This window comes from Aliidiomarina sp. B3213 (genome assembly GCF_003290085.1).
Lineage (GTDB): Bacteria > Pseudomonadota > Gammaproteobacteria > Enterobacterales > Alteromonadaceae > Aliidiomarina.
In genome coordinates this window covers 754,463-778,979 of sequence record NZ_QMKJ01000001.1, presented here as the reverse complement: position 1 = coordinate 778,979, position 24,517 = coordinate 754,463, and the positions used below count along the sequence as shown (strand labels likewise).

The 24,517-nt window shown below is 45.1% G+C and carries 21 protein-coding genes; 13 read left to right on the top strand and 8 right to left on the bottom strand.

Translation table 11 applies throughout. The features are described from left to right. Positions 1–9 precede the first annotated feature (9 nt). From DQX04_RS03775 to DQX04_RS03735, 9 genes are all read left to right on the top strand, one after another. Positions 10–1,224: an efflux RND transporter periplasmic adaptor subunit gene (locus DQX04_RS03775; RefSeq protein ID WP_111914548.1), complete on the top strand. Its 1,215-nt coding sequence runs from the start codon at positions 10–12 to the stop codon at positions 1,222–1,224. A gap of 3 nt (positions 1,225–1,227) precedes the next feature. After that, positions 1,228–4,371 (top strand): efflux RND transporter permease subunit, encoded by a 3,144-nt coding sequence (locus DQX04_RS03770; RefSeq protein WP_207916190.1) that lies wholly within the window; start codon positions 1,228–1,230, stop codon positions 4,369–4,371. A gap of 47 nt (positions 4,372–4,418) precedes the next feature. Then, a complete protein-coding gene (locus tag DQX04_RS03765; protein WP_111914547.1) occupies positions 4,419–5,147 on the top strand; it encodes a DUF599 domain-containing protein in 729 nt (242 codons plus the stop codon). Positions 5,148–5,174: 27 nt separating this feature from the next. After that, the gene (gene astE / locus DQX04_RS03760; protein WP_111914545.1) at positions 5,175–6,206 is read left to right on the top strand and encodes a succinylglutamate desuccinylase; all 1,032 of its coding nucleotides are present in this window, start codon (positions 5,175–5,177) and stop codon (positions 6,204–6,206) included. A 119-nt stretch (positions 6,207–6,325) separates the two neighbouring features. Continuing rightward, entirely contained in the window at positions 6,326–7,510 is a 1,185-nt protein-coding gene (locus tag DQX04_RS03755; RefSeq protein WP_111914543.1) for a thiamine pyrophosphate-dependent dehydrogenase E1 component subunit alpha, read from the top strand. Further along, positions 7,510–8,487 (top strand): transketolase C-terminal domain-containing protein, encoded by a 978-nt coding sequence (locus DQX04_RS03750; RefSeq protein WP_111914541.1) that lies wholly within the window; start codon positions 7,510–7,512, stop codon positions 8,485–8,487. Before DQX04_RS03755 ends, DQX04_RS03750 begins: the two co-directional genes overlap by 1 nt. Positions 8,488–8,498: 11 nt before the next feature. Further along, entirely contained in the window at positions 8,499–10,085 is a 1,587-nt protein-coding gene (locus DQX04_RS03745) for a dihydrolipoyllysine-residue acetyltransferase (protein WP_111914539.1), read from the top strand. Positions 10,086–10,240: 155 nt separating this feature from the next. Next, positions 10,241–10,594: a hypothetical protein gene (locus DQX04_RS03740; protein WP_111914538.1), complete on the top strand. Its 354-nt coding sequence runs from the start codon at positions 10,241–10,243 to the stop codon at positions 10,592–10,594. 6 nt (positions 10,595–10,600) lie between these two features. Beyond that, positions 10,601–11,026, top strand: coding sequence for a DUF1801 domain-containing protein (locus tag DQX04_RS03735; protein ID WP_111914536.1), 426 nt, complete (start codon positions 10,601–10,603; stop codon positions 11,024–11,026). 3 nt (positions 11,027–11,029) lie between these two features. On the opposite strand, the gene DQX04_RS03730 is transcribed toward DQX04_RS03735, so the two are convergent. The 5 genes from DQX04_RS03730 to DQX04_RS03710 form a co-directional block, all read right to left on the bottom strand. Further along, a complete protein-coding gene (locus DQX04_RS03730) occupies positions 11,030–11,809 on the bottom strand; it encodes an SDR family oxidoreductase (RefSeq protein ID WP_111914534.1) in 780 nt (259 codons plus the stop codon). Positions 11,810–11,819: 10 nt separating this feature from the next. After that, the gene (rnhB, locus tag DQX04_RS03725; protein ID WP_111914532.1) at positions 11,820–12,386 is read right to left on the bottom strand and encodes a ribonuclease HII; all 567 of its coding nucleotides are present in this window, start codon (positions 12,384–12,386) and stop codon (positions 11,820–11,822) included. Continuing rightward, positions 12,383–13,537, bottom strand: coding sequence for an acetylornithine deacetylase (argE, locus tag DQX04_RS03720; protein WP_111914530.1), 1,155 nt, complete (start codon positions 13,535–13,537; stop codon positions 12,383–12,385). Before argE ends, rnhB begins: the two co-directional genes overlap by 4 nt. Before the next feature lie 111 nt (positions 13,538–13,648). Beyond that, a complete protein-coding gene (locus DQX04_RS03715; RefSeq protein ID WP_111914528.1) occupies positions 13,649–15,205 on the bottom strand; it encodes an AbgT family transporter in 1,557 nt (518 codons plus the stop codon). Between the two features lie 152 nt (positions 15,206–15,357). Continuing rightward, on the bottom strand, positions 15,358–15,939 hold the full coding sequence (locus DQX04_RS03710; RefSeq protein WP_111914526.1) for a hypothetical protein: 582 nt from the start codon (positions 15,937–15,939) through the stop codon (positions 15,358–15,360). A gap of 152 nt (positions 15,940–16,091) precedes the next feature. On the opposite strand from DQX04_RS03710, the gene DQX04_RS03705 reads away from it, so the two are divergent. Next, a complete protein-coding gene (locus DQX04_RS03705) occupies positions 16,092–18,518 on the top strand; it encodes a S9 family peptidase (RefSeq protein ID WP_165831931.1) in 2,427 nt (808 codons plus the stop codon). A 59-nt stretch (positions 18,519–18,577) separates the two neighbouring features. Continuing rightward, positions 18,578–19,126, top strand: coding sequence for a rhombosortase (gene rrtA / locus DQX04_RS03700; RefSeq protein ID WP_111914523.1), 549 nt, complete (start codon positions 18,578–18,580; stop codon positions 19,124–19,126). Here rrtA and DQX04_RS03695 read toward each other — a convergent pair. Further along, positions 19,076–19,771 (bottom strand): 2OG-Fe(II) oxygenase, encoded by a 696-nt coding sequence (locus DQX04_RS03695; RefSeq protein ID WP_111914522.1) that lies wholly within the window; start codon positions 19,769–19,771, stop codon positions 19,076–19,078. The genes rrtA and DQX04_RS03695 overlap by 51 nt on opposite strands. Before the next feature lies 1 nt (position 19,772). Then, entirely contained in the window at positions 19,773–20,222 is a 450-nt protein-coding gene (locus DQX04_RS03690; RefSeq protein ID WP_111914520.1) for a hypothetical protein, read from the bottom strand. Positions 20,223–20,418: 196 nt separating this feature from the next. Between DQX04_RS03690 and DQX04_RS03685 the strand changes: the two genes are divergently transcribed. Both DQX04_RS03685 and DQX04_RS03680 read left to right on the top strand, forming a co-directional pair. Then, on the top strand, positions 20,419–21,348 hold the full coding sequence (locus tag DQX04_RS03685) for an isopenicillin N synthase family oxygenase (RefSeq protein WP_111914518.1): 930 nt from the start codon (positions 20,419–20,421) through the stop codon (positions 21,346–21,348). Positions 21,349–21,428: 80 nt separating this feature from the next. Next, positions 21,429–21,890, top strand: a complete 462-nt coding sequence (locus tag DQX04_RS03680) for a thioesterase family protein (RefSeq protein WP_165831930.1) — start codon at positions 21,429–21,431, stop codon at positions 21,888–21,890. 74 nt (positions 21,891–21,964) lie between these two features. Here DQX04_RS03680 and fadE read toward each other — a convergent pair whose 3' ends face one another. Next, positions 21,965–24,400, bottom strand: a complete 2,436-nt coding sequence (gene fadE, locus DQX04_RS03675) for an acyl-CoA dehydrogenase FadE (protein ID WP_111914514.1) — start codon at positions 24,398–24,400, stop codon at positions 21,965–21,967. Between the last annotated feature and the right edge of the window lie 117 nt (positions 24,401–24,517).

Genomic DNA, 24,517 nt, shown 5'->3' with positions numbered 1-24,517 from the left:
AGGCATTCGATGGCTGTTCACAAAAGACAAATTATTCTACCGTTTGTAATCATTCTTTTTGCTCTATTTATATTAGTAGTGCTTTCTAGCATGCGACCACAACCTATGCGCGGTCAGCCACCGAGGCCTGCCGTGTTAGTGGAAGTGGTTGAAGTTGAGAAGAAAGACGAAACCTTTGTGGTGGATGGTTACGGTACGGTGAACCCACGCTACCAAACTCAAATTGTAACGGAAGTGAGCGGCCGTGTAGTTCGAATATCCGAAAAGTTTGTGGCAGGTGGTTTCTTTCAAGAAGGCGAAGTACTCCTTGAGATTGACCCTTCTGATTATGAAGCTAATCTCGAAGATGCACGGGCAAACGTTGCGCGCGCGCAGTCTTCGCTGGCAACCGAGCGTGCGCTAGGACGAGTTGCGGAAGCAGAGTGGCGCTCAATTGAAGCGGGTGAAATTCCAGAACTTGGTTTGCGTCAACCTCAATTAGCCAGTGAACTTGCCAATTTGCGTGCAGCAGAAGCACAACTTGATCGAGCAGAGCGTAACTTAGAGCGCACGGTGGTAAGAGCCCCGTTCTCGGGTCTATTACAGGCAAAACAAGCTAATTTAGGCCAATACTTGGGTGTGGGTACGTCTATTGGTATGTTTTACGGCACTGAAGTCGCCGAAGTTCGAGTTCCGCTTACCGACTATGATTTGTCTTTCCTTGACCAACAAATGATTAACTCTGAAACCTCGGCGGGCCCTTCTGTATCGGTCACTGCTGAAGTAGCTGGAGAGTTTCGTAGTTGGCAAGGTCATTTGGTAAGAACAGAGGGTGTATTAGACCCAACGAGCCGCGTGATCTACGGGGTGGTAGAAATTCAAGACCCATATAATCGTGAACATCGAACCCATGAAACCCCATTGCAGTTCGGTCGCTTTGTAACCGCTAACGTTGAGGGGGTTACGGTTCAGGGACTCATCGAATTGCCTCGTCATGCTATTAATACAAACGGAGAAGTATGGGTAGTTACCGAGGAGCGTTTACTTGAGCGTCGCGAAGTCGTTTCTTACCGGCTAGATGAACAAACCGTGTTTGTATCGTCTGGACTAGAGAATGGCGAGCTTGTAATGACAACACAATTAGACAATCCTCTGCCAGGTATGAAAGTTCGCTTGCCTGGAGACCCTTTGATTCCGCAAGAGGAAGCGGCTGAGCCTGAAGCGGAAAACGGAGAGGAGGGTTAAGTCATGAGCGAAGAAAGAGCCATGAGCGAAGAAAAAGGTATTATTGCCTGGTTCACGCGCAATAAAGTGGCCGCCAACTTATTAATGGCGGTTATCATTATCTCCGGTATTTTTGCTGTGTTTGCAATTCGCAAAGAAACATTCCCGATGGGCGAGAGTAACCAGATTACCGTAAGAGTGGTATATCCTGGAGCTGCTCCTCAAGAGGTTGAACAAGGCATAATTATTCGTATTGAAGATGCGATTGATGATGTTCAAGGAATCAAAGAGATTCGCAGCACCGCTAATGAGGGAATGGCTACGGTTTCGATAGAGACTGATACTGACTATGACATTCAGGAAGTTATGGACGAAATCCAAATGAATGTGGACAGTATTTCCAGCTTCCCTGCTCAGATTGAACCTCCGTTAGTATATCGGGGACGCCCAACTACACAAATTCTATGGATGTCTCTTTACGGAGATATTGATGAACGCGCAAGAAAGCTTCTTGCAAACGATATTCGTGATGAGATTCGTAATTTACCTGGAGTAAGTCAGGCGGATGTCGTTGGTACGCGAAATTATGAAATTGCCATAGAAATATCTGAGGAGAACCTACGCCGCTATAACCTAACGTTCCAGCAGGTCGTGCAGGCAGTTCGAGGCACCTCACTTGATGTGCCGGGTGGTTCTATTCGTACGCCCAACGGCGATATTTTATTACGCGCCAAAAACCAAAGCTATGTGGGACGTGAGTTTGAGAATATTGTTTTAATTAGCCGTCAAGATGGAACTGAGCTGACGTTAGGCGAAGTGGCTGAAGTGCAGGATGGATTTGTCGAGCGCCGCTTTTTTGCTGAGTTCGACGGTAAACCCTCCACTTTTATTCGTGTAAATAGTTTAGGTACACAAAACGATTTAGCCATAGCTGAAACAGTTAAAAGCTATATAGAGCGCAAGAAAAGTGAGTTGCCGCAAGGTGTGCAACTGGATTACTGGGGCGACAGTTCTTATTACCTTAAGGGCCGTTTAAACTTAATGCTGAAAAACCTTATTTTTGGGGTTGTTTTAGTACTCGTAGCGCTCTCTCTATTTCTGCAAATTCGCTTAGCGTTCTGGGTAATGGTAGGCATTCCGGTGTGCTTCTTGGGTACATTTGCCATGATGAATTTACCGATGATTGGTGTGTCGGTAAATATGATTTCTTTGTTTGGATTTATATTGGTGCTCGGCATTGTGGTCGATGACGCCATAATTATTGGAGAAAGCGCATATACCGAAATAGAAGAGAAAGGTTCAAGTGACGAAAATGTTATCCGTGGTGCTAAGAAGGTAGCGGTACCTGCAACTTTTGGGGTATTAACGACAGTAGTGGCGTTCCTTCCCATGCTATTTGTGGATGGGCAAATGGAAACCATTTTGCAGTCGATTGCCTTTGTAGTAATTCTTGCGTTGCTGTTTTCTTTGATCGAGTCGAAGTGGATTCTACCTGCCCATATTAGCTCTATGAAATTTTCGAAAGATGGGCAAACCAAACAAAACGGCTTTCAGCGTATGCGCAACGGCATTTCCGACGGACTTAAGCGTTTTGTTGAGTCGAAATACAAGCCTTTTGCGAGAAAATGTGTCGAATACCGCTATACCACCATTGCTACGTTCTTTGCGTTAATGATTGTGATGATAGGTCTTATTCAGTCGGGTGCTGTACGTTGGGTGTTCTTCCCGAACGTACCTAGTGACATGATTTTCAGTAGTATTACGATGCAGCCGGGTACTCATGAGTCGCAAACTATTTCGTCACTTCGTCAGATTGAGAGTGTAATCAGAAATATAGACGAAGAGTATCAAGAAGAATACGGACAAAATCTGATCTCGCATACAGCTATGTTCCTTAACGGTGATAGCGGTGGTCAAATTTTAGTCGAGCTAGAAAAAGGTGAAAACCGAGAAATTAATGGTTTTGAGATTGTAAATCGTTGGCGCCAGCGTGTTCCTGAACTTATTGGCGTGAAGGAACTTAATTTCCAAGCGAGTATTGGACCTGGTGGCGGCGGTTTCGACCTTGAATTTCAGTTGAGCGGCTCTGATTTAGATGAGTTGGCAGCTGCGGCGCAGGAGTTGAAAGAAGTTGTTGGAGGCTACAGTGGTGTGTTTGACGTTTCTGACACGTTCGGTACACCACAAGAGGAAATTCAACTTACCTTGAAGCCGGCTGCGGAGTCTTTAGGCTTGCAACTTCAAGACGTTGCAACTCAAGTGCGTTATGCCTTCTACGGAGCAGAGGCTCAACGTATACCTCGCGATGACGAAGAAGTGCGTGTAATGGTGCGTTACCCACTAGCCGAACGTACGTCGATCGGCAATTTAGAGTCTATGATGATTCGCACCGACGATGGTCGTGAAATTCCGTTTAGAGAAGTAGCTGAAGCTACATTTGCAGATGGGTTTAGCAGCATCAACCGTATTGGTGGGGTGCGCTCAGTTAACGTACGAGCGCGTGTCGACAAAAGTAGCGTAGAACCGCGTGAGGTGGTTATGGACGTTATGATGAATCGCTTGCCTTCTATTCTCGAGAAATATCCTAATGTTCAATTTGGACTGGAAGGTGCGAGCCAAGATGAGCAAGAAGCCTTGGGCTCTCTGATCTTTGGTTTTATCTTAGCTATGTTTGCTATTTACGCGTTGATGGCCATTCCACTGAAGTCGTATTCCCAGCCTCTCATCATAATGTCTGTTATACCGTTTGGTTTCATCGGTGCAGTGTTAGGACACTTGGTTTTGGGCATGTCGATAAGCATTCTAAGCTTGTTCGGACTGATTGCTCTCGCTGGTGTTGTTGTGAACGATAGCTTAATTTTGGTGGACCATGTCAACCAAAATAAAGATGACAAGAAGTCGATCAAAGATGTTGTGGTAGATGCCGGTGGCGCGCGCTTTAGGGCTATCGTGCTTACCTCATTAACAACATTCTTAGGCCTAGCTCCTATGGTGGTAGAAAAGAGTTTACAGGCTAAAATTGTTATACCTATGGCGGTGTCGTTGGCCTTTGGTATTTTGTTTGCAACGGTAATTACCTTGCTGCTTATTCCATGCTTGTACGTGGTTCTTGACGATATTGCGCGTTGGTGGAGAAAAGAACCGAGAACAGTACAGGAAATTGACTAAAAATCAGTTAAACTATGGGCTCCGTTATATGGTCTGATGGAGCCCACATGGAATTTTTGCCACTGTTCGACCTGATTGCGATTGGATGGTTTTTCACGTTTTGGGTTGGCTACACAATTTATGCGCGTAAACGCGCTAAAAAATACAACTCGCTAAGTAGTATTTTATGTACGCTGCGCGTGGACTGGATGAACGCGGTAGTGCGCAAGGAGCAACATATTGCCGACGCCGCTCTAATTGGAAACGTCGAACGTACAGTAACGTTCTTCGCCTCTTCGACCATTCTTGTCCTCGCGGGTGTGCTCACCGTCACTGCGTCAAACGACGCTTTCGTGAGTGTTCTCGATGAACTTCCTTTTACAGCCGAGCAAAGCCATACATTGGTGCTACTGAAGTTAGCAGGTCTTGCTACGGTTATGGTTTATGCTTTTTTCAAGTTTACTTGGTCGGTTCGTCAATTTGGTTTCGTATCTATTTTATTGGGAATGGCTCCATCTGTAATCGGCTCTAAAGTCACTGAAGAAGCTCGTGAACGTTTTTCGCTAAATGCAGCTAAAATACTAGACCAAGCAGGCCATGAATATAACTACGGACTTAGAGCTTATTACTTCGCTTTGGCTTATCTTTGTTGGTTTGTAAGCCCGTGGTTGTTTATGTTGGCCACATTGGTGGTGACCCATGTACTGTTTCGTCGTGAGTACAATTCTAAGGTTCTTCGTGCTTTGTTAGCGGTACACGACAAACAGCCAGGCCCGAAAGCTAACCAGCCTGAATAAACTAATACAAATGAATTGGAGGTAGGTTTGTTACCTACAGAGAACTTTTTGAGTTGGACTCGTAAAAACGAGTGGGGTACTTCTTCAACTTCTAGTGAAATTTTAAGTAATGGAGTAAAGGTAGAAGTTTGGGATAGTGGCGTTATTGCTTTTACTCCTGAACAAGCTAATCAACGTGACTTGGTTCTATCGTCTGCGGTGCACGGAGATGAAACTGCGCCTATTGAAATATGTGACCAATTAATAGAGGCCATTCGAGCCGGTGAGTTAGTGCCTCAATGCAGAGTGTTATTTTTGTTTGCTAACCCTGCAGCAATAAATGTTGGTCGTAGATTTGTAGAAGAAAACATGAACCGTTTGTTCAATGGCGGGCACAGCCAGGGCGAAGGTTTAGTAAATAAAGAGAGAGTGCGGGCGAAGCAAATCGAAAGCTATGTCGCCAAGTTCTTTGATGAAGCTCCAACTGGTGAGCGTGAGCGATTACACTACGATCTACACACGGCTATTCGTGATTCTAAGCATGAAAAGTTTGCAGTTTATCCATTTACTCATGGCAAGCCTTATAAGAAGCGTCAGCTTCAACTACTACATGCTATGGGTGTGCCGGTTATCTTGTTAAATGATGGACCAACGACAACTTTTTCTTACCACTCGGTAAAGCATCATGGTGCTGACGCCTTCACGGTTGAGTTAGGCAAGGTGAAGCCATTCGGCCAAAACGATATGAAAAGCTTTGCACCTACAATAAAAACCTTAAAAGCATTGCTTACAGAGAAAGAGCCGGAACTAGCTCCATTTTCTCCGCAAGATTTCAGTATCTTCCAAGTGCTTAGGAGCATTAATAGAACAGTAGAAGACTTCGAATTAAATTTCTCTGACTCGTTAGCTAATTTTACGCCATTTGAAGAAGGTGAGTTGTTAGCAAGAGACGGTGAAAAGGAATACAGAGCCCAATGTGACGGTGAAGCAGTCATTTTCCCGAATGCAAAGGTGGCATTAGGACAAAGAGCTTTGTTAACAGTGGTTTCCAAGCCCGCAGAGTCTTTTGATCTGGTCTGATGTCAGGTTTGTACACTGAAAGTTTATGTTCAAAATTTGCAACGACCTTTACGTAAAGGTAAAGTTGCGCCCAAATAGCGAATGAAAAGATTCTGAGGAATCGTACAAGAGAAAACGTTATGGCAAATAAAGCAGCAACAACGAACAATATTGTGACCCAATTGGAAGTGATTCCGGGTGACGCAATCAAAATTCCTACGTTTCAGCTTTTGAAAGAAGATGGAACCGTTAATAAAGGTGCGAAGTTACCTGAAATTGACAAAGAGCTCGCACTGAAAATGTTCAGCACCATGCAGTTTATCCGCTTGTTGGACGAACGTATGTTTGCGGCGCAGCGCCAAGGTCGTATTAGCTTTTACTTATCTTCGTTAGGTGAAGAAGCGGCGAGTATTGGCTCTGCTGCGGCACTTAAGTTTGAAGACATGATTATGGGGCAATATCGTGAACAGGGCGCTTTAGCGTACCGAGGTTTTACGGTTGAGCAGTTCATGGATCAGCTTTTCTCAAACGAGAAAGACTTGGGTAAAGGACGTCAAATGCCAGTGCATTATGGCTGTGCTGCATTGAACTTTATGACTATATCTTCGCCTTTGGGCACGCAAATTCCTCAAGCGACGGGTTATGCGTATGGTCAGAAACAAGATGGCAAAGGCGAATGTACGCTTGTTTACTTTGGTGAAGGTGCAGCGTCAGAGGGTGACTTCCACGCTGGCTTAAACATGGCTGCCGTTTCTAAGGTTCCTGTCATTTTCTTTTGTCGTAACAACCGTTATGCCATTTCCACTCCTTCTACAGAGCAATTTGCGGGTGACGGTATTGCGCCTCGCGCAGCTGGTTACGGTATGAAAGCAATTCGTGTCGACGGTAATGATATTTTTGCTGTTTATGCGGCGACTAAAGAAGCTCGCAGAATTGCAGTAGAAGAAAATGAACCAGTGCTTATCGAAGCAATGTCTTACCGTATGGCTGGTCACTCAACTTCAGATGATCCGACGGGCTACCGTACCAAAGAGGAAGAAGAAGAATGGCGTGGAAAAGAGCCTATGATTCGCTTCCGCAATTGGTTGATTAAGAAGGGTTGGATCACCGAGGAAGAAGCTGACGCGCAAATGGCGGAGCATAAAAAAGCGGTACTAGCTGAGCTGAAAAAAGCTGAGCAAGTTCCGGCGCCACATGTTGACGAAATTATTGAAGATGTTTACGACACTCCGCCAGAGCACTTGAAGAAGCAGCTTGAAGCATTAAAAGAGCATATTCGTAAGTATCCTGAAGCGTATCCGGCAACTTCAAAAGGAGTGAAATAATGGCCAAGATGAATTTACTACAAGCCATTAATAGCGCACTTGATGTTGCAATGGCGAAGAACAATAAGGTTTGTATTTTTGGTGAAGACGTAGGGCACTTTGGTGGTGTTTTCCGTGCAACTAGTGGTTTACAAGAAAAATACGGCCGTGATCGTTGTTTCAACACACCATTGGTAGAGCAAGGCATTGCAGGTTTTGCAAACGGATTAGCGGCGCAAGGCGGCTTTCCTATCGCTGAAATCCAGTTTGGTGATTATATTTTCCCTGCTTTTGACCAAATCGTGAATGAAACGGCTAAGTTCCGTTATCGCTCAGGTAATGAGTTTAATGTAGGTGGTTTAACTATCCGTACACCTTATGGCGGTGGTATTCACGGTGGCCATTATCACTCACAATCTCCAGAAGCTTATTTTGCTCACACTCCAGGTTTGAAAATTGTGGTTCCGCGTAACCCGTATCAAGCGAAAGGGTTATTGTTGAGCTCTATTTTTGACCCGAATCCAGTTTTATTCATGGAGCCTAAGCGCTTATACCGTGCTGCGGTTGGTGACGTTCCTGAAGAAGAATACACTTTGCCACTAGGTAAAGCTGAGGTGGTAAAAGAAGGTACAGACGTAACCGTACTGGGCTGGGGTGCACAGGTAGAGGTTATTGAAAAAGCCGTTGAGATGGCAGAAAAAGACGGCGTAAGTGCGGAAATCATCGATTTACGTTCTATTTTGCCATGGGACGTAGAAACAGTAGCTAAATCTGTCATGAAAACTGGGCGTCTTGTTATCAGTCAGGAAGCGCCTCACACCATGGCATTTGGTAGTGAAGTAGCCGCCACAATCCAAGACCAGTGCTTCTTGTACTTGGAAGCACCCATAATGCGAGCTTCGGGCTTAGACACACCTTACCCGTTAGCGCATGAGAAAGAATACTTCTCGGATCACTTAAAAACATACGAAGCCATTAAACGCTCGTTAAATTATTAATAGGAGTGACCATGAGTACTGATTTTATATTGCCGGATATCGGTGAAGGTATTGTAGAGTGCGAAATTGTTGAATGGGTTGTTCAAGAAGGCGACAGCATTCAAGAAGACCAAGTCGTTGTGGAAGTGATGACCGATAAAGCGGTTGTTGAAATTCCTGCAAAATTCGATGGTACTGTGACCAAGCTGTACTACGCGAAGGGTGATATTGCCAAAGTGGGTGAGCCTCTGTTCGCTATTGACGCTGAAGGAAGTGCTTCAGCACCAGCTGAAACAGAAACCAAGCCACAAACCAAAGAGCCTGCACCGACACCTGAAAAAGCTGCGTCTAACGACCAAGCGTCAACAAGTTCAAGTGATTTTATCTTACCGGATATTGGTGAAGGTATTGTTGAGTGTGAAATCGTGGAATGGAAGGTTTCACAAGGCGATACCGTTGAAGAAGACCAAGTTGTTGTAGAGGTGATGACTGATAAAGCGGTTGTTGAGATTCCCGCAAAGTCGGACGGAACCATTGGTAAGCTTTATTACGCGAAAGGCGACATCGCTCGTGTTGGTGAGCCACTGTTCTCGTTAGTTTCAGAAGGTGGCGAAGCAAGCAGTAGCGAGCCTCAGAATGATGCTCCAGCTCAGCCAGCAACGGCTGAGCAAGTTAGTACTCGAGCTGAAGGTGGTGAGTTTGAACCACCACAACCCGCTGCGCCGGGTAAAGTATTGGCCAGCCCTGCTGTGCGCCGACTAGCGCGCGAGAAGGATATCGACTTAACGCAAGTACAAGGCAGCGGTAAGAAAGGCCGCATTCTCAAGGAAGACGTAAAATCGGGCGGAGCCGCACAAGAAGTTAAGTCTTCAGGGACTCAGTCTTCAGCTCCAGCAAAAATGTCTACATCTGGTGGTACTCGCACAGAGCCTATGCGCGGTGTTCGTGCTGCTATGGCGAAGCAAATGGCGGAATCTGTTCGCACCATACCGCACTTTACTTATGCAGAAGAATTCGATTTGACCGAGTTGCGGAAACTTCATGCCAAGTTAAAAGCGCAGTATGCAGAGCAAGGTATTCGCTTAACGTTAATGCCTTTCTTTATAAAAGCTTTGTCTTTGGCGATGAGCGAATTCCCAATCATGAATGCGCAGCTTAACGACGATGCAACCGAAATTACCTATTACGATGACCACAATATCGGTATGGCTGTGGCCACTAAAGTTGGGCTTATGGTGCCGAACATTAAAGGTGTTCAAAACATGTCGTTATTGGAAGTTGCAGAGGAAGTTAACCGTTTAACCGCTTCTGCACGCGAAGGTAAAGTTGCACAAGCAGATATGAAAGGTGGCACTATTACCATCTCTAATATCGGCGTTGTAGGTGGCACGGTAACAACTCCAATCATTAATAAGCCAGAAGCTGCAATTGTTGCATTAGGCAAGGTACAAACCTTACCTCGCTTTGCTGATGACGGCTCTGTGGTTGGACGCGATATGATGACTGCAAGTTGGTCTGGCGATCACCGCATTATTGACGGTGCGACTATTGCGAACTTCAACAAACGTTGGCAGCAATTCTTAGAAGAACCTATGCAAATGCTGACGGTAATGAAATAAAGTTCAGCTATGTTGATGTTTATAAAGGCGCTTTTCACATAAAGCGCCTTTTTTATATCTACAAAAGCTTGCAAGTTTTTGTGTAAACGCTAAAAATGAGTCAACTCAATACAATTAAATTCGCATTGGAAATAACAAAAATACTAAGGACACTTATGAGCGACTATGAACCAAACACAGGTGTATTAACGCCTAGAGAAGAGCAAGCAAAAACCAGTGCGCTTATTGCGTATGGTTTGATGGTTGCAGGAATGTTTACGGGTATTTTCTGGATTGCCGGTGTGATTTGGGCGTTTATAAAACGCGGGGAAGCTGTAGGAACTATCTTTGAAAGCCATTTCACCAATGTAATTAAAATATGGGTTTGGGGCTTAATTTGGCTTGTTGTGGGCACAATACTGCTGATAGTAGGTATCGGCTTCATTATCTATTTTGCGGCATGGGTATGGACTATCTATCGCTTAGTCAAAGGACTTTCTAGGTTGACGTCTCACCAGCCTTATTTATAAGCCTTCATGTACGAGCCAAAGACTAAACCGAATAATAGCAGCGTGAGTTCATTTCTGGCTGCTGTGAAAGATGAGAGTAAGCGAGAGGACTGCTTCAAGCTTCTAGACCTTTTTACTGAAATAACAGGTTGTGAAGCAAAAATGTGGGGCAGTTCTATTGTTGGCTTTGGCTCGTATCAATACCAAAGTAAAAGTGGTTATCAATCGGAATGGATGAGAACTGGGTTTTCGCCAAGAGCGCAGGCTTTGTCGTTGTATATTATGCCTGGGTTTTCGGAAGAGTCGGAGCTTCTGTCCAAACTTGGGAAATATAAGACTGGAAAGTCTTGTTTGTATGTAAAGCGACTTTCAGATATCGACGAGGAGGTATTGAGAGCGCTCATAGTCCAAGGTTTTCAAACAATGAACGAGCGCTACCCAACCGAAGAATAAAACTTATCTGTTCGCGACTAGCTTTCTCACTAAACCAGGAAATAAACGCTGAAGTCTCGGCGCTAACTTACTTAATCCCGAACCGACAACAACTTCTGCCTTGTCTTTTTCGATGGCCTGAACGATCTCTTTGGCGCATTGCTCTGCAGAAATGCCACCAGCGTTGTCTGGGTCTGCTTTATTCAGTTTCTCACCCGTGCCGGTAAGGGCATTGTGAGCGATTTGGGTGTGTACAAAGCCCGGACAAATGGTTGTACACGGGATATTATTTTCTTTCATTTCTGCGCGTATGCAGTCCATATAGCCAATAATGCCAAATTTAGAGCCCGCATAACCACTTCTAAGCTTTGTACCCACCTTACCGGCTACAGAGGACACTGTGACGATATGACCGGATCTACGAGCTACCATCGTTGGAAGTACTGCCTGAGTGAGCGCAACAACGCTAAAATAGTTTATTTCCATAAGATCACGGAAAACTTTTAGGTCGGTTTCAAGGGCTAGGCTTCGCTGAGAGACTCCGGCGTTGTTAATCAGTATATCTATTTCTTTTTCATTCGCTAAAGCTTGTGCTTGCTGAAAAGCAGCTTCTGGCTTCATTAAGTCCATAGGCACGACTTCGTGCGCTCCGGGTAATTTTTCTGCCAGAGCTTTTAACTTATCTTCACTGCGCGCAGTAAGAATGAGTTTTGCTCCACGTGCTGCGAGCGCCTCAGCGAGAGCTAAACCAATGCCTGAAGACGCGCCTGTTAACCAAATTGTTTTTCCCTGAATATGACTCATGCGTTGCCTCTTATGATTTTTCTAATAGCACTTTAACAGGTCTGAAGCTTTTACGGTGAATTGGACATACACCGTGACTTTCTAATAATTCTAGATGTAATTTTGTTGGGTAGGCTTTATGTTTGGCAAATTGATACTGTGGGTACTTTTCGTCCCATGCCAACATTTGGCGGTCACGTTCTACTTTGGCCAAAATCGAGGCTGCACTAATTGCTGGCTCTACAGCGTCCCCACCAACAATTGCTTGTGCTGGAATAGTTAGGCCCGTGGGTACTTTATTGCCGTCAATAAGCGCCTCTTGCGCCTGAATAGGCAAGGCTTCTATTGCACGACGCATGGCTAACAGCGATGCATGCAGAATATTGAGTTCGTCAATTTCTTCAGGATCACATTGAGCAATAGCCCAAGATAGCGCTTTTTCTCGGATCTCAACATTCAGTTTTTCACGTTTCTTTTCACTGATCTTCTTAGAGTCGGCTAACCCTTCAATAGGGTTGTTGGGGTCTAGAATAACCGCAGCAGCAACCACTGGGCCTGCAATAGGACCCCTTCCTGCTTCATCAACACCACAAATCACAAACACATTTCCTTGATCATGCGCTCAATCATATTTAGTGAGGGCTTTATTTCGTCTAAACGAATGAACTCGTCAGGTTGGTGGGCTTGGTTAATTGAGCCAGGACCCATAACTATAGTTTGGCATCCCAAATCATCAATAAAAGGGGCCTCAGTACAATAGTTTGCTGGCTGTGAGCTTTGGCCGCTTACTCGTTCTGCCATTTTGACTAATGCACTGTCGGCAGCACATTGGTAGCCCGGAATAGGTTCATGCATGGCTTCAATAACAAGTGCGTTTGGAAAACGCTTTTGAATTTCACTCAGTTGCTGGTGTAAAAGTTCACTAAGTAAATCTACCGACATGCCCGGGAGAGGGCGCATGTCCATGTGAAGTTCACAGCAGGCACAAATGCGGTTCGCAGCGTCACCACCATGGATATGGCCAAAGTTCATTGTTGGGTAAGGAACTTTGAAAGCGGGCTCATGGTAGTTGTCTTTTAAATGGCTTTTTAGCACTTTTAGTTCGCCTAATACCTCGTGCATGATGTCGATGGCATTCACGCCTGCTTCGGGGTCTGAACTATGTCCAGACTTCCCTAATATGCGAACACAGTCGGTACTGTGTCCTTTGTGCATACGCACGGGAGTCATTGAAGTGGGCTCGCCTATAATGGCGTAGTCTGGCTTTAGGTTGGGAAACTTAGAGAGTTCACGTGCTCCTGCCATGCTGGTCTCTTCGTCGGCGGTGGCGAGCACATAAATAGGCTTTGTGAGCTTGGATAAATCGATATTTTTTAGAGCTTCGAGTACAAAAACGAAAAAGCCCTTCATGTCTGCGCTACCTAACCCGTAAAGCTTGCCGTCGGCTTCAGTTAGCGTAAATGGGTCACGCGTCCAGCGGCCTTCGTCCCAAGGTACTGTGTCTGTATGACCTGACAGTAGAAGTCCGCCTTGAGCATGGGCGGGGCCAATATGTGCAAGCAGATTAAATTTATTGGGCTGGCTCGATAACGGTTCAATTTGCACATGAAAACCAAGCCCTTCTAGCCATTGACCGAGTTGTTGAATAACCTTTTCATTGGACATGTCCCATTGAGGGTTTAAACAACTCACCGACGGTAGGGCAATCAGAGACTTATACATTGAAATAAACTCTGGTAACGCTGCCATGAATAATTCTCCTGCTCACTCTTATAATCGTGTTAAGTCTATCATGATAGATACAAAAAGAGCTGCACAAGGCAGCTCTTTCATTATGCGTTATTGCTATTAGCTATAGCATTAACCGGCTGGGTACAAGTAATTTGATTGAATACCTAGCGGTAGGCCAACAGTCCAATAGATAAGTAGGAAGGTTGTCCAAATGATAAGTAAGCTCACACTGAATGGCAGCATCATAGAAACCAATGTTCCAATACCTGTATTTTTCACGTAGCGCTGACAGTAAACAACGACCAGTGGGAAATAAGGTAGTAGTGGGGTAATTATGTTACTTACGGAATCGCCAACACGGTAAGCCGCCTGAGTAAGGTCGGGTGAAATACCAAGTTGCATAAGCATCGGTACGAAGATAGGTGAAATAAGCAACCATTTAGCACTTGCTGAGCCCACAAATAGGTTAATTACTGCAACCAGTAAAATAATACCGATAAGTGTAACTGGCCCTGGAACGCCCAAGCTTCCAAGGAAGTTAGCGCCTTTCATTGCAATAAGAATACCGAGGTTTGAGTCGCCAAAAGCCTTGATAAATAATGCGCAGAAAAATGCCATAACGAGGTAATAAGCCATGGTTTCCATGGTTTTTGACATCGCCATAATGATGTCTTTTGACTCTTTAAATGCGCCAGACACATAGCCGTGAACGATACCTGGTGCCCAGAACAGCAAGAAGATAAGCGGTACGATTGACTGCATAAGTGGTGCGTCAAAAGCTGCAATTTCACCAGAAGGAGAACGAAGCGCTGAAGTTTCAGGCCATACAGCTGCAACAAGTAAAACCACGCCTAGTAACATAGTTAGACCACCAGCACGGAATGCTTTGCGGTCTTGTGCACTCACTTCTTCAATTTCAGGCATGTCATCTTTGTCACCGTCGATTTCTACCCCTTTTAAGCGAGGCTCAACAATCTTGTCGGTGATATACCAGCCCACCAATACAACGACAATTGAAGACAGACCTGTAAACATCCAGTTATTAAGTGGATTGAGGATAATGTCTGGATCGTATAACTGAGCTGCGGTTTGCGTAATGCCTTGTAGCATTGGGTCGATAGCACTTGGTACAAAGTTGGCACTAAAGCCCCCTGAAACACCGGCAAATGCTGCAGCGATACCTGCTAGCGGGTGTCTGCCGGCAGCATAGAAGATAATACCGCCTAGAGGAATAACCAATACATAACCTGCGTCTACAGCCGTGTGGCTCACAATAGCAACAAGGATAAGAAGCGGTGTAAGTAGGAATTTCGCGGTATTATTTAAAAGCAACTTAATGGCTACATTAATAAAGCCACTGCGCTCTGCAACACCAATACCCAGCATTGCAACAAGTACAACACCTAACGGCGCAAACGAAGTAAAGGTAGTTACCATGCTTGCTAAGAACTGTGCTAAAGCGTCAGGTGCAAGTAGGTTGTTTACAACGATTGGCGCGCCTGTTCTTGGGTCGGCTTCGCCATAGCTGAACTGTGAAAAGATTAAACTTAGAATCCAGACTATGACCAATAGGCCTGCGAACATAACTGCAGGGTCTGGGAGTTTGTTTCCGATGATCTCAACGCGATTGAGAATGCGGTTGAGGAGGCCGTTTTGGTTATCGGCCTGAGCATTATTTTGACTCATTGTTGTTCCCCGTGTTTACGCACGTGTTTTTATATAATGAATTCAAATTCCCTTCGAAATGTATGTGCACATTTCGAAGGAAACGCTAACTAAGAAGCCTAAGAATACATGGAACACCGCTTAGGGGGTAGGGGAAAACACAATTTTGTCGATTAGAAGCTGAATCTTGCGCCGATTCCCCAACTAGAGCCTGAATATACCTCTTCGAATGTCACTCCGAGAGAGAATTGTGGGCTGAAGTACCACCAGCCAGAAGCTACGGCGCCAGAGTCAGAAGGTGCGTTGTCAAAGTTGATATAGCGATAACCCAAACGAGTTTCAAATACCTCAAATCTATTCCTGAAGCTAGTATTTAGAGTGTAGAAATCCATACCGCTTCCGAATAAGTTACCACCGTCGGCTAGTCGGCCAATAGAGGCAGAAAAGTCCATGGTTACGCCGTCAGCTATGGTGAAATACTTACCCACCCCTGCGTCGTAAAGCGACTCTCTTCGTGAGCCTCCACCAACGACTCTGTAACTAGAGTTTTGGTAACGGCCAAACACAAATAACTTGTGGTTGAGCTCATATTCCGCGTCAAAAAATATACCGCTCTCACTGCGGCTACTGTCTAAATATGTGGCATTGATATGCGTATAGTTAGGTTGGCTCATGCTTACGGCTTTTGCCGGTAGTGCAATGGTAGTTGCAGCAGCGATTGTGACTAAAGGTAATAGCTTGATAAGTTGACGCATGAATAACACTCCCTTTTCTATTTGTCGTGGCCGAGTATACCATTCCCAATCGTCAAAAAAGTCCAGTTTGCCGAATTTTTGCGTTTCAAATTGTTGCTTTGTGTTAGCATTTTTACAAAATCGATAAGGTTGGTAAAACTATGAAAACAACAATGAAGTTATCTGTTTTAGTGAGCACTATTTTATGTGGTGGCTTGCTGACTGTTCCTTTGCACGCGATAGAGCGTGAAGATATCCGAGTTAGTGCAGTAGATGCTCCTCGCTACATCTCTTTGGGGGAAAGTGAACATACTCAAGCGCTTCGTGACAGTATTGCCTCGCAATACTTTGGCTTATTGGCACAAGGTCAAGAGCTTTCAGGGATTTCGGGTGCTACTCCGTCCGTTGCTGTATTACAGCTTCCAGTAGGCACTCAAAGGTTTACTCAAGGGGCTCTTGAAGTTGAAGGAGCTGAAAACGTGAGCTTCTATTTGAATGGCGAACGTTTAACGAGTCAGAACGGAACGGTAGACCTAGCTTTGCCAACCGGTGACCATTTATTGACTGTGTTGGCTGAGGGTATTGAGCAATGGTCTAGCGTTGATATGGATTGGCAAGGTAAGGCAGACCATGATGTTATTGACACTAGCTATCAAACGGAAGTTCGATTAGGACAAACCCACTCTTTTGACGCCCCGACGGCAACCGTATTTGCTGCATCCGCAGACGGAAAATATCTAGTCTGGAGAAAGCAGAGCTTCGGACATGAAACGGGAAATAATGCCCAAAACGAACTTGAGATTGTAGACACGACAACAAATCGTACTGTTTATCGTTGGAATCAAGCCAGCGCTCATAGTTTTGCATGGCACCCAGATCAGAACACTTTGGCTTTCATCGATGGCGGTGTAGTTCATCTTCTTGACATTCAAAGCATGAACTTGCGTAGCTTAACTTCTTCATTGGAAAGTATTGGCGGACTTCATTGGTTGGGTAACGACCAGTTGCTCTTTAGTTGGCGTAAAGCTGGAGAGCAAGACGGTGATATGGTCAAACGTTACCGAGCTCTTGAAGATCGTTGGTCTTATTTCCGCGACAATAGCCAGATTTACCTATTAAACACCCAAACAAAACTTATATCGCAAGTGTCGGACTCCTCAGTAAGTACAAGCTTAGAGTCTGTGCATGGCAGCGGCGACCGTATTTTGGTTAGCAGAAGTGTTGTCGATTACCGAGAGCCCGCTCACTATTTAGTTGAACTTTATGAATTGGCGTTAGCTACGGGTGAAGAAACTCAAATAGGCCAATATCGTACTTTTAACCAAGCGATGTACATGGGTGACGACATTTATGTTGTTGCGGGACCTGAGTTTGGTAACGGAGCAGGAAGAAACTTGCCTGAGGGTATGCTGGCAAACAATTATGACGGTCAGTTATACCGCTTAAATGGAAGCAGTGTTGAGCCCTTGAGCCTTGAGTTCGATCCGGCTATCGGTAGCATTGAAAAGTTAAGTGACAACCATTTATTGCTCGACGTAACAGACAAGGACACTTCTCAGTTGTATGTGTTTGACACAGAACAGCGCCAGTTTGAGAAATTAGCGACAAATATGGATGTGGTAAGCACTTACGCTTTGTCAGCAAACAATAAAGAGCGTATCTATTTTGCGGGTACTGATGCGACACAACCCAGCCGCATGGGCGTTGTAGGTGTTAATGGTTCAAATCCTGAAATTCTGTGGGACAGTGCTGATACGCATTATGCGCAGGTAAACATTCATGATATTCGTGAGTGGAACTTCGAAAATGAACGTGGCGATACCATTCACGGTCGTATTTATTTACCGCCAGAGTTCGATCCCTCGGCTCAATATCCTGCTTTAGTCTATTACTATGGTGGAACTTCGCCTGTACAAAGAGCATTCACTGGCCGCTACCCGTTTAATCAATGGGCCGCTCAGGGATATGTGGTTTATGTGTTGCAACCTAGTGGCGCAACAGGTTTTGGTCAAGAGTTCTCGGCTCGGCACGTGAATGCTTGGGGGGAATATACCGCTAATGAAATTATTTACGGTACGGAGCGCTTTCTTGAAGCTCACAGCTTTGTAGATCCAGAAAGAGTAGGCCATTTAGGTGCTTCTTATGGCGGCTTTATGACCATGTTATTAGCTACCATGACAGATATTTACAGTGCTTCTATGTCGCATGCTGGTATTAGTAATATTACGTCGTACTGGGGCCAAGGCTGGTGGGGGTTCCTCTATTCTGGCGAGGCAAGCAAAGGTTCATTCCCGTGGAATAACGAGGAGCTGTACACGCAAAGAAGCCCTATCTATCATGCTGATCAAGTTACCGCCCCAATGCTGTTAATTCACGGAGATGCTGACACAAATGTTCCTCCAGGGGAAAGTCACAATATGTATACGGCATTGAAGTTGCTCGACAAAGAGGTTGAACTCGTAGAGTTCCTAGGGGCTGACCATCATATTATTTATCGCGATGAACGCTTCCGTTGGTGGGATACCTATATGGCGTTTTTCGATAAACATTTGAAAGACGAGCCGCAGTGGTGGGATTACTTGTACCCTGAAGCCGAGTAACCGATCTCTTGCTTAGAGTGAGTTTACCTATACAACCCCAATACGTTCTGCCACCTGTTATGGTGGCAGTTCTATTACTGTTGCTGTTTTGGTTGCCCGACAGTTGGAAGCTACATTTTGTATTTGTGCGTTCAGACATCGAGGCAGGGGAATGGTGGCGAATCATTACCGGCCAATGGATGCACTGGCGGTTCTCTCATCTTGCTTTCAATATTGCGGGGATTGCGATGATTTGGTTTTTGTTCGCCGAACATGCGCCGACGCGAAGGTACCTGCTCTTACTCGCTGTCACTACAATCGGCTGCATGCTGGGAACATATTTGTTTGCAGATAGTATTACCCAATACGTAGGTTTCTCTGGCGCGTTATACGGAATGTTTGCTTGGGGGGCTGTCCGTGATATTCGCGCCAAACGGTATTTGGCTTGGTTATTACTCGCCATTATTTTGGGTAAGGTTTCGTTCGACTACTTCGTTGGGCCTATGAGTTTAGGCTCCACAAATGCAGATGTTTTAGCGACGCCGACACACTTCTTTGGCGTGTTAAGCGGTATAGCGCTAGCGCTTATACAGCGTACTCCCAGTGTTCATAAGCACCCAGCTAGTTAATATATATTTGTCATTACTTTTTGGTGTAGTGCCTCTATGGGTGTGAGTGAAATAGGCTGGAGCAATAACCATCCGGCCCTTCTTGGGCTTTATCTGCCTATCCTGATAGTAGAAGTCTGTTGTTCCACCGTCTTCTACATCATTCAAGTAGTACATAAACAGCAATGTGCGGTGTAAAGCTTCAACGCTTTGGGGTTGCGGGTAAACCTCGCAATGCCAGTAGTTGTAGTTACCTATACCTGCACGATACCTCTGTGCTTGAATGCTCCCCAGTCTATAGAGAAGCTTCATGTACGACTCTTCCTGTCCTTTCGCAACGTCATGGAAGTTTTCGTGCGTTAGGTTCACGACTTTACCTGACCCGGGGTCTTTAACCTTTAAGGCTACTGGCGCAATAAGGCCGAAATGGTATTTCTTAAAGTACGACAATACATGTTGCGCAGTCGTCGCTCGAATATGTTGCAGCGCCGCTTGGTACTCCTGATGCTGATCTAGGTACAAGTCATGACTTACCTTTTTATCTTGCTCTACTCCTGCGCCAGTTCTCCCCTCAACTAAATGAGGGGACTGGTCAAAGGTTTGAATGAATTGATCGCAAAAATCAGCCGGTAAGGCATTATCTATAACTTCTATAAAATCTTGCATGTTATTGGCTGGCGCTTTGGGAGATGGTGCATTGACCATTCACTAATTGTACCGTTGGTTCGGGCATTACTTCGCAAGTAGACATTAGGCCTTCTTGCTCATTAAGTTCAGCCGATAGCGCGTTGTAGCGTTGTGCCAGCATTTCTAAAGTTGCTTGGTCACTCGTTATCGTTGAGTAAGCTAAATATCGCGCTGGTCCACCGCATGGACGTTGTCCGACAGGAAGTACCTTACATTGACTTAACTCGCTTGCTTTGGCCGCACCAATTTCGTTTAGTATGGCGCTCATCAGGTTTTCTTGGTTGTCCTGAGTGACAACACCTGGTTTACCCATATTGGATGGCCCTTCTTGGGAGCTTATTGCACAAGCGGTTAAAGCGAGAGTTGCGCCAAGCAGGGTAGCTAGGTTGATGGTTTGTTTTACCATTTGTTTCATAACAAGCTGTTTCATATTGCCTTCCTTAATCTTTGGCTTTTTTCATTATTTCATTGATTGTATGTGCACTTTTTTGAGGATGAAAGGGTATTTAAAATTCTTTAGCAAAAACGCTGCTTCATTCCTTTCGTATTGGGCTGTTTAACTTGTATAAAACCTACAGTAGTTATAGGATCACAAGGTTATTTTTGAAGTTAATAAAGGCAAAACAATGAGCTCTATTCCTCATGTAAATGTTGGTTTATACGACCAAGATTTTGACAGATTTGTACGTGAACTTGGTGAAGGTTACGAAGAAAATGGATTCGTGGCTTTAACTAGTCATGGTATTGCTGCCGAAAAAATTCACGGTGCTTTAGACACAACGCGTGAGTTGTTCGATTTACCTGAAGACGTGAAAATGCAATATAAGTCCCCACAAGGCGGTGCGCGTGGCTATACGCCGTTTGGAACAGAGATTGCGAAAGACTCTGAGCACGTTGACCTAAAAGAGTTCTGGCATGTGGGAAGAGAGATTGAAGGTGAAGCGCCACACGAACAGTTACTTCCTAACATTTGGCCAAAAGAGCTACCTCAATTTAAAGAGAGAATGTTGGAGCTATACCAAGAGCTAGACGCTTTGGGTAATCGTGTTCTGGAAGGTATTGCTGTTTATTTAAAGCAGCCGCGTGACTACTTTAAACAGCGTGTAAACTTGGGTAACTCAATTCTACGCCCATTACACTACCCACCGATTGTTGAGGAAGGCACACCGTCTGTTCGCGCAGCTGCGCACGAAGACATTAACGTGATCACCTTGTTAGTGGGTTCTCGCGAGCCAGGCTTAGAAGTATTGTCGAAGTCAGGCGCTTGGATTCCAGTGACCATTTTAGAGGGCGCTATTATTTGTAACGTGGGCGATATGCTACAACGTTTAACTAATGGTGTATTGCCTTCGACTACGCACAGAGTGGTTAACCCGCCTGCACCTCATAACAAATCATCGCGTTATAGCATTCCGTTTTTCCTACACTTTAATTCTGACGTTGTGATTGACGCGTTGGACAGCTGTGTGAGTGAAGAAAACCCTAAAAAAGAAGAAGCGATTACTGCGGACGATTACTTGAACGAACGTTTGCGCGAAATCGGTTTACTTAAGTAATGAGTTTACTGGGTCGCTTAGTTTGGATTTTAATCAAGCGATCACGGGTTGGAAAATGTGAGCCTCTCGAAAAACTTCGAGTGCGCTCACGTGTCATGCCTCATGATCTTGATTTAAATTTCCACGTCAACAATGGTCGCTACCTTACTTTTGCAGACTTAGGGCGAATGGACTGGTTTATTCGAACCGGTTGCTTTCAAGCTGCAAGAAAAGAAAAGTGTATGCCGGTTATTGGCGACGTAACTGCACGCTTTATTCGCCAGCTGAAAGCGTTTGACCGGTTTTATGTAGAAACCGAGCTATTGGGTTGGAGCGAAAAGTGGGCGTACATTCAACATACTATTCTAGATAAGCAAAACAGGCCAGCGGCTATCGTGGTTGTGCGGGGAATGTTTTGGAGTAAAGAAAAGGGTGGTATGAAGCCCGTAGACTTACTTGCTGCAACAGGAAACCATAGTTTAACCTCTCCGGAGTTACCTGAGTGGGTACAGAAGTGGGAAGACAGCTTGAATACTTTGTCTGCGAGTTATAAGAAAAAATAGCTTACTTAGCTTGTTGAATGAAAATAAAAAACCCAGCCGAAGCTGGGTTTTTTGTACGTATATATTGAGCTTAATTAAGCTGCGTCTTTGGCTTCACTTTCACCAGACTTTCCTGCAAGCAAGTAGTCGTGGTCGAAGTCATCAACGTTGATCACTCTCAAGCGGCCTTGTTCAGCACGTTGAAGCAATGCAACTTCTTCGTCGTTCAGTACGCCTAGTTCTTTACCTTGCGCTGCTACTTCTTCCAAGCGAGTGAAAGACAAGCGTTTGCCTGCAGCTTTCTCTACTTTTGCATGAAGAGGTTCAGCTGCAATAATGTCTTTAAGCACGGTTTCAAGGTAACCAAATGGTGCGTCTTCAGACAAGCATTGGCCTTCACCTAAACGAGAGCGAACGTCATTTGGCTCCATTAAGATTCTTGAAATCTTGTGTTCAATTACGTCTGACGGAGCTTTTACAAAGCGACCGAACGGATAAGTAACTAAACGTAAGAAGCTACCTACAACACCAAAGTTGTTGTACAGAGCACGCTGGCTTTCTTGTAGCTTGTTCATTGAGTCTTGCATCGCCCAGTGTACGAATGGAAGGTCTTCTTTTGGACGACCATCGTCTTCAAAGCGCTTCAATACCGCCGAACCAATGTACAAGTAACTTAGCATGTCACCTAGACGTGCAGAAATACGTTCTTTACGTTTCAGTTCACCGCCAAGTACGCCCATAGCAACGTCTGACATTAATGCTAGGTTGCTGCTAAAGCGTGTCATTTGTTTGTAGTATTTCGCTGTTGAGTCTTTCGCAGGTGCGTGGCTGAAATGGTAACCACCTAAACCTAACCATAGTGAACGCACGAAGTTACTCATTACGAACCCGATATGGCCAAATAGCGCCTTGTCGAAACGACGTAATCCTTCAGGACCTTTCACGGCTGCTGCTTCCATTTCCTCAAGTACATAAGGATGGCAGCGAATAGCGCCTTGACCGTAAATCATCATGTTACGAGTAAGGATGTTTGCGCCTTCAACCGTAATAGCGATTGGTGTGCCTTGGTAACCGCGTCCAAGATAGTTGTTTGGGCCCAAGCAAATACCTTTACCGCCGTGAATGTCCATCGCGTCGTTCATCACTTCACGAAGTTTCTCGGTCATGTGGTATTTTGCGATAGCAGAGATAACTGAAGGTTTCTCTCCTAGGTCGATACCACCCGTAGACATCTTGGTTACAGAGTCCATTAGGTAAGCATTACCACCAATACGTGCCATCGCTTCTTCAACACCTTCCATTTTTCCGATTGGAAGTTTGAATTGGCGACGAATGCGCGAGTATGCACCGGTAACAAGCGCGATTGATTTGGCACCACCAGCGCTGTTCGAAGGTAGTGTAATAGCACGACCAACTGACAAGCACTCTACTAGCATTCTCCAGCCTTTACCGGCCATGTCTTTACCACCAATAATGTAATCGAGTGGGATAAAAACGTCTTTGCCGCGAATAGGACCGTTATGGAAAGGTACATTTAATGGGAAGTGGCGGCGGCCAATTTCCATACCTTTCGTGTCGCGAGGAAGCAATGCAGCAGTAATACCCAAGTCTTCAGTATCGCCGATTAGGTTTTCTGGGTCGTACAGTTTAAATGCTAAGCCTACAACAGTAGCAATAGGTGCAAGGGTAATGTAACGCTTATTGAAGTTAAGCTTGATACCTACGATTTCTTTACCTTCCCATTCACCTTTGCAAATTACGCCAGTGTCTGGGATAGCACCTGCGTCTGAACCTGCTTCTGGGCTGGTAAGGGCGAAACAAGGAATTTCTTCACCCGTTGCCAAGCGTGGAAGGTAGTGTTGTTTCTGCTCTTCAGTACCGTAGTGTTGAAGTAATTCGCCCGGACCTAAAGAGTTCGGTACACCTACAGTACTTGCCAAAATAGTTGAATGGCCAGCAAGCTTTTGCAATACGCGAGATTGCGCGTAAGCAGAAAACTCTAATCCACCAAATTCTTTCTTGATGATCATCGCAAAGAATTTGTTGTCGCGAAGGAACTGCCATACTTCTGGCGACATATCTGCAAGTTCATGGGTCGACTCCCAGTCGTCCATCATTTTACAAACTTCTTCACACGGACCGTCTAAGAACTCTTGTTCTTCTTTAGATAAGCGAGGAGCAGGGAAGGTATGTAGCTTCTTCCAGTCTGGCTTGCCACGGAAAATTTCGCCGTCCCACCAAACAGTACCTGCTTCGATAGCGTCGCGTTCGGTTTGTGACATCTCAGGCATGATTTTGCGATATACCTTAAGAATGCCGCCCGTAAATAAAGCGCGACGAATAGGGGTGATGAGTAGAGGCAATAGAAGCACGCCTGCAATTACCCAAGGAACCCATAGGAAAATATCTAATGTTGTACCAATAGCTAACATGACAGCAGTACCTGCTGTGAAGGTTAGCAATGACACACGATGGTAGGTTAGTGCGCCTAGCACGATTAATGTAGCTAAACACCAGATTAGGACACTCATTGTTATACTCCTGAATTCGAGGTCTGACCAGTTGCCTTCAAGGTAGATCAAATCTACCTGTTTTGCAAGTTCAAAATCGATGAACTAAACACTAAAAGATATGTCTATCAATACATT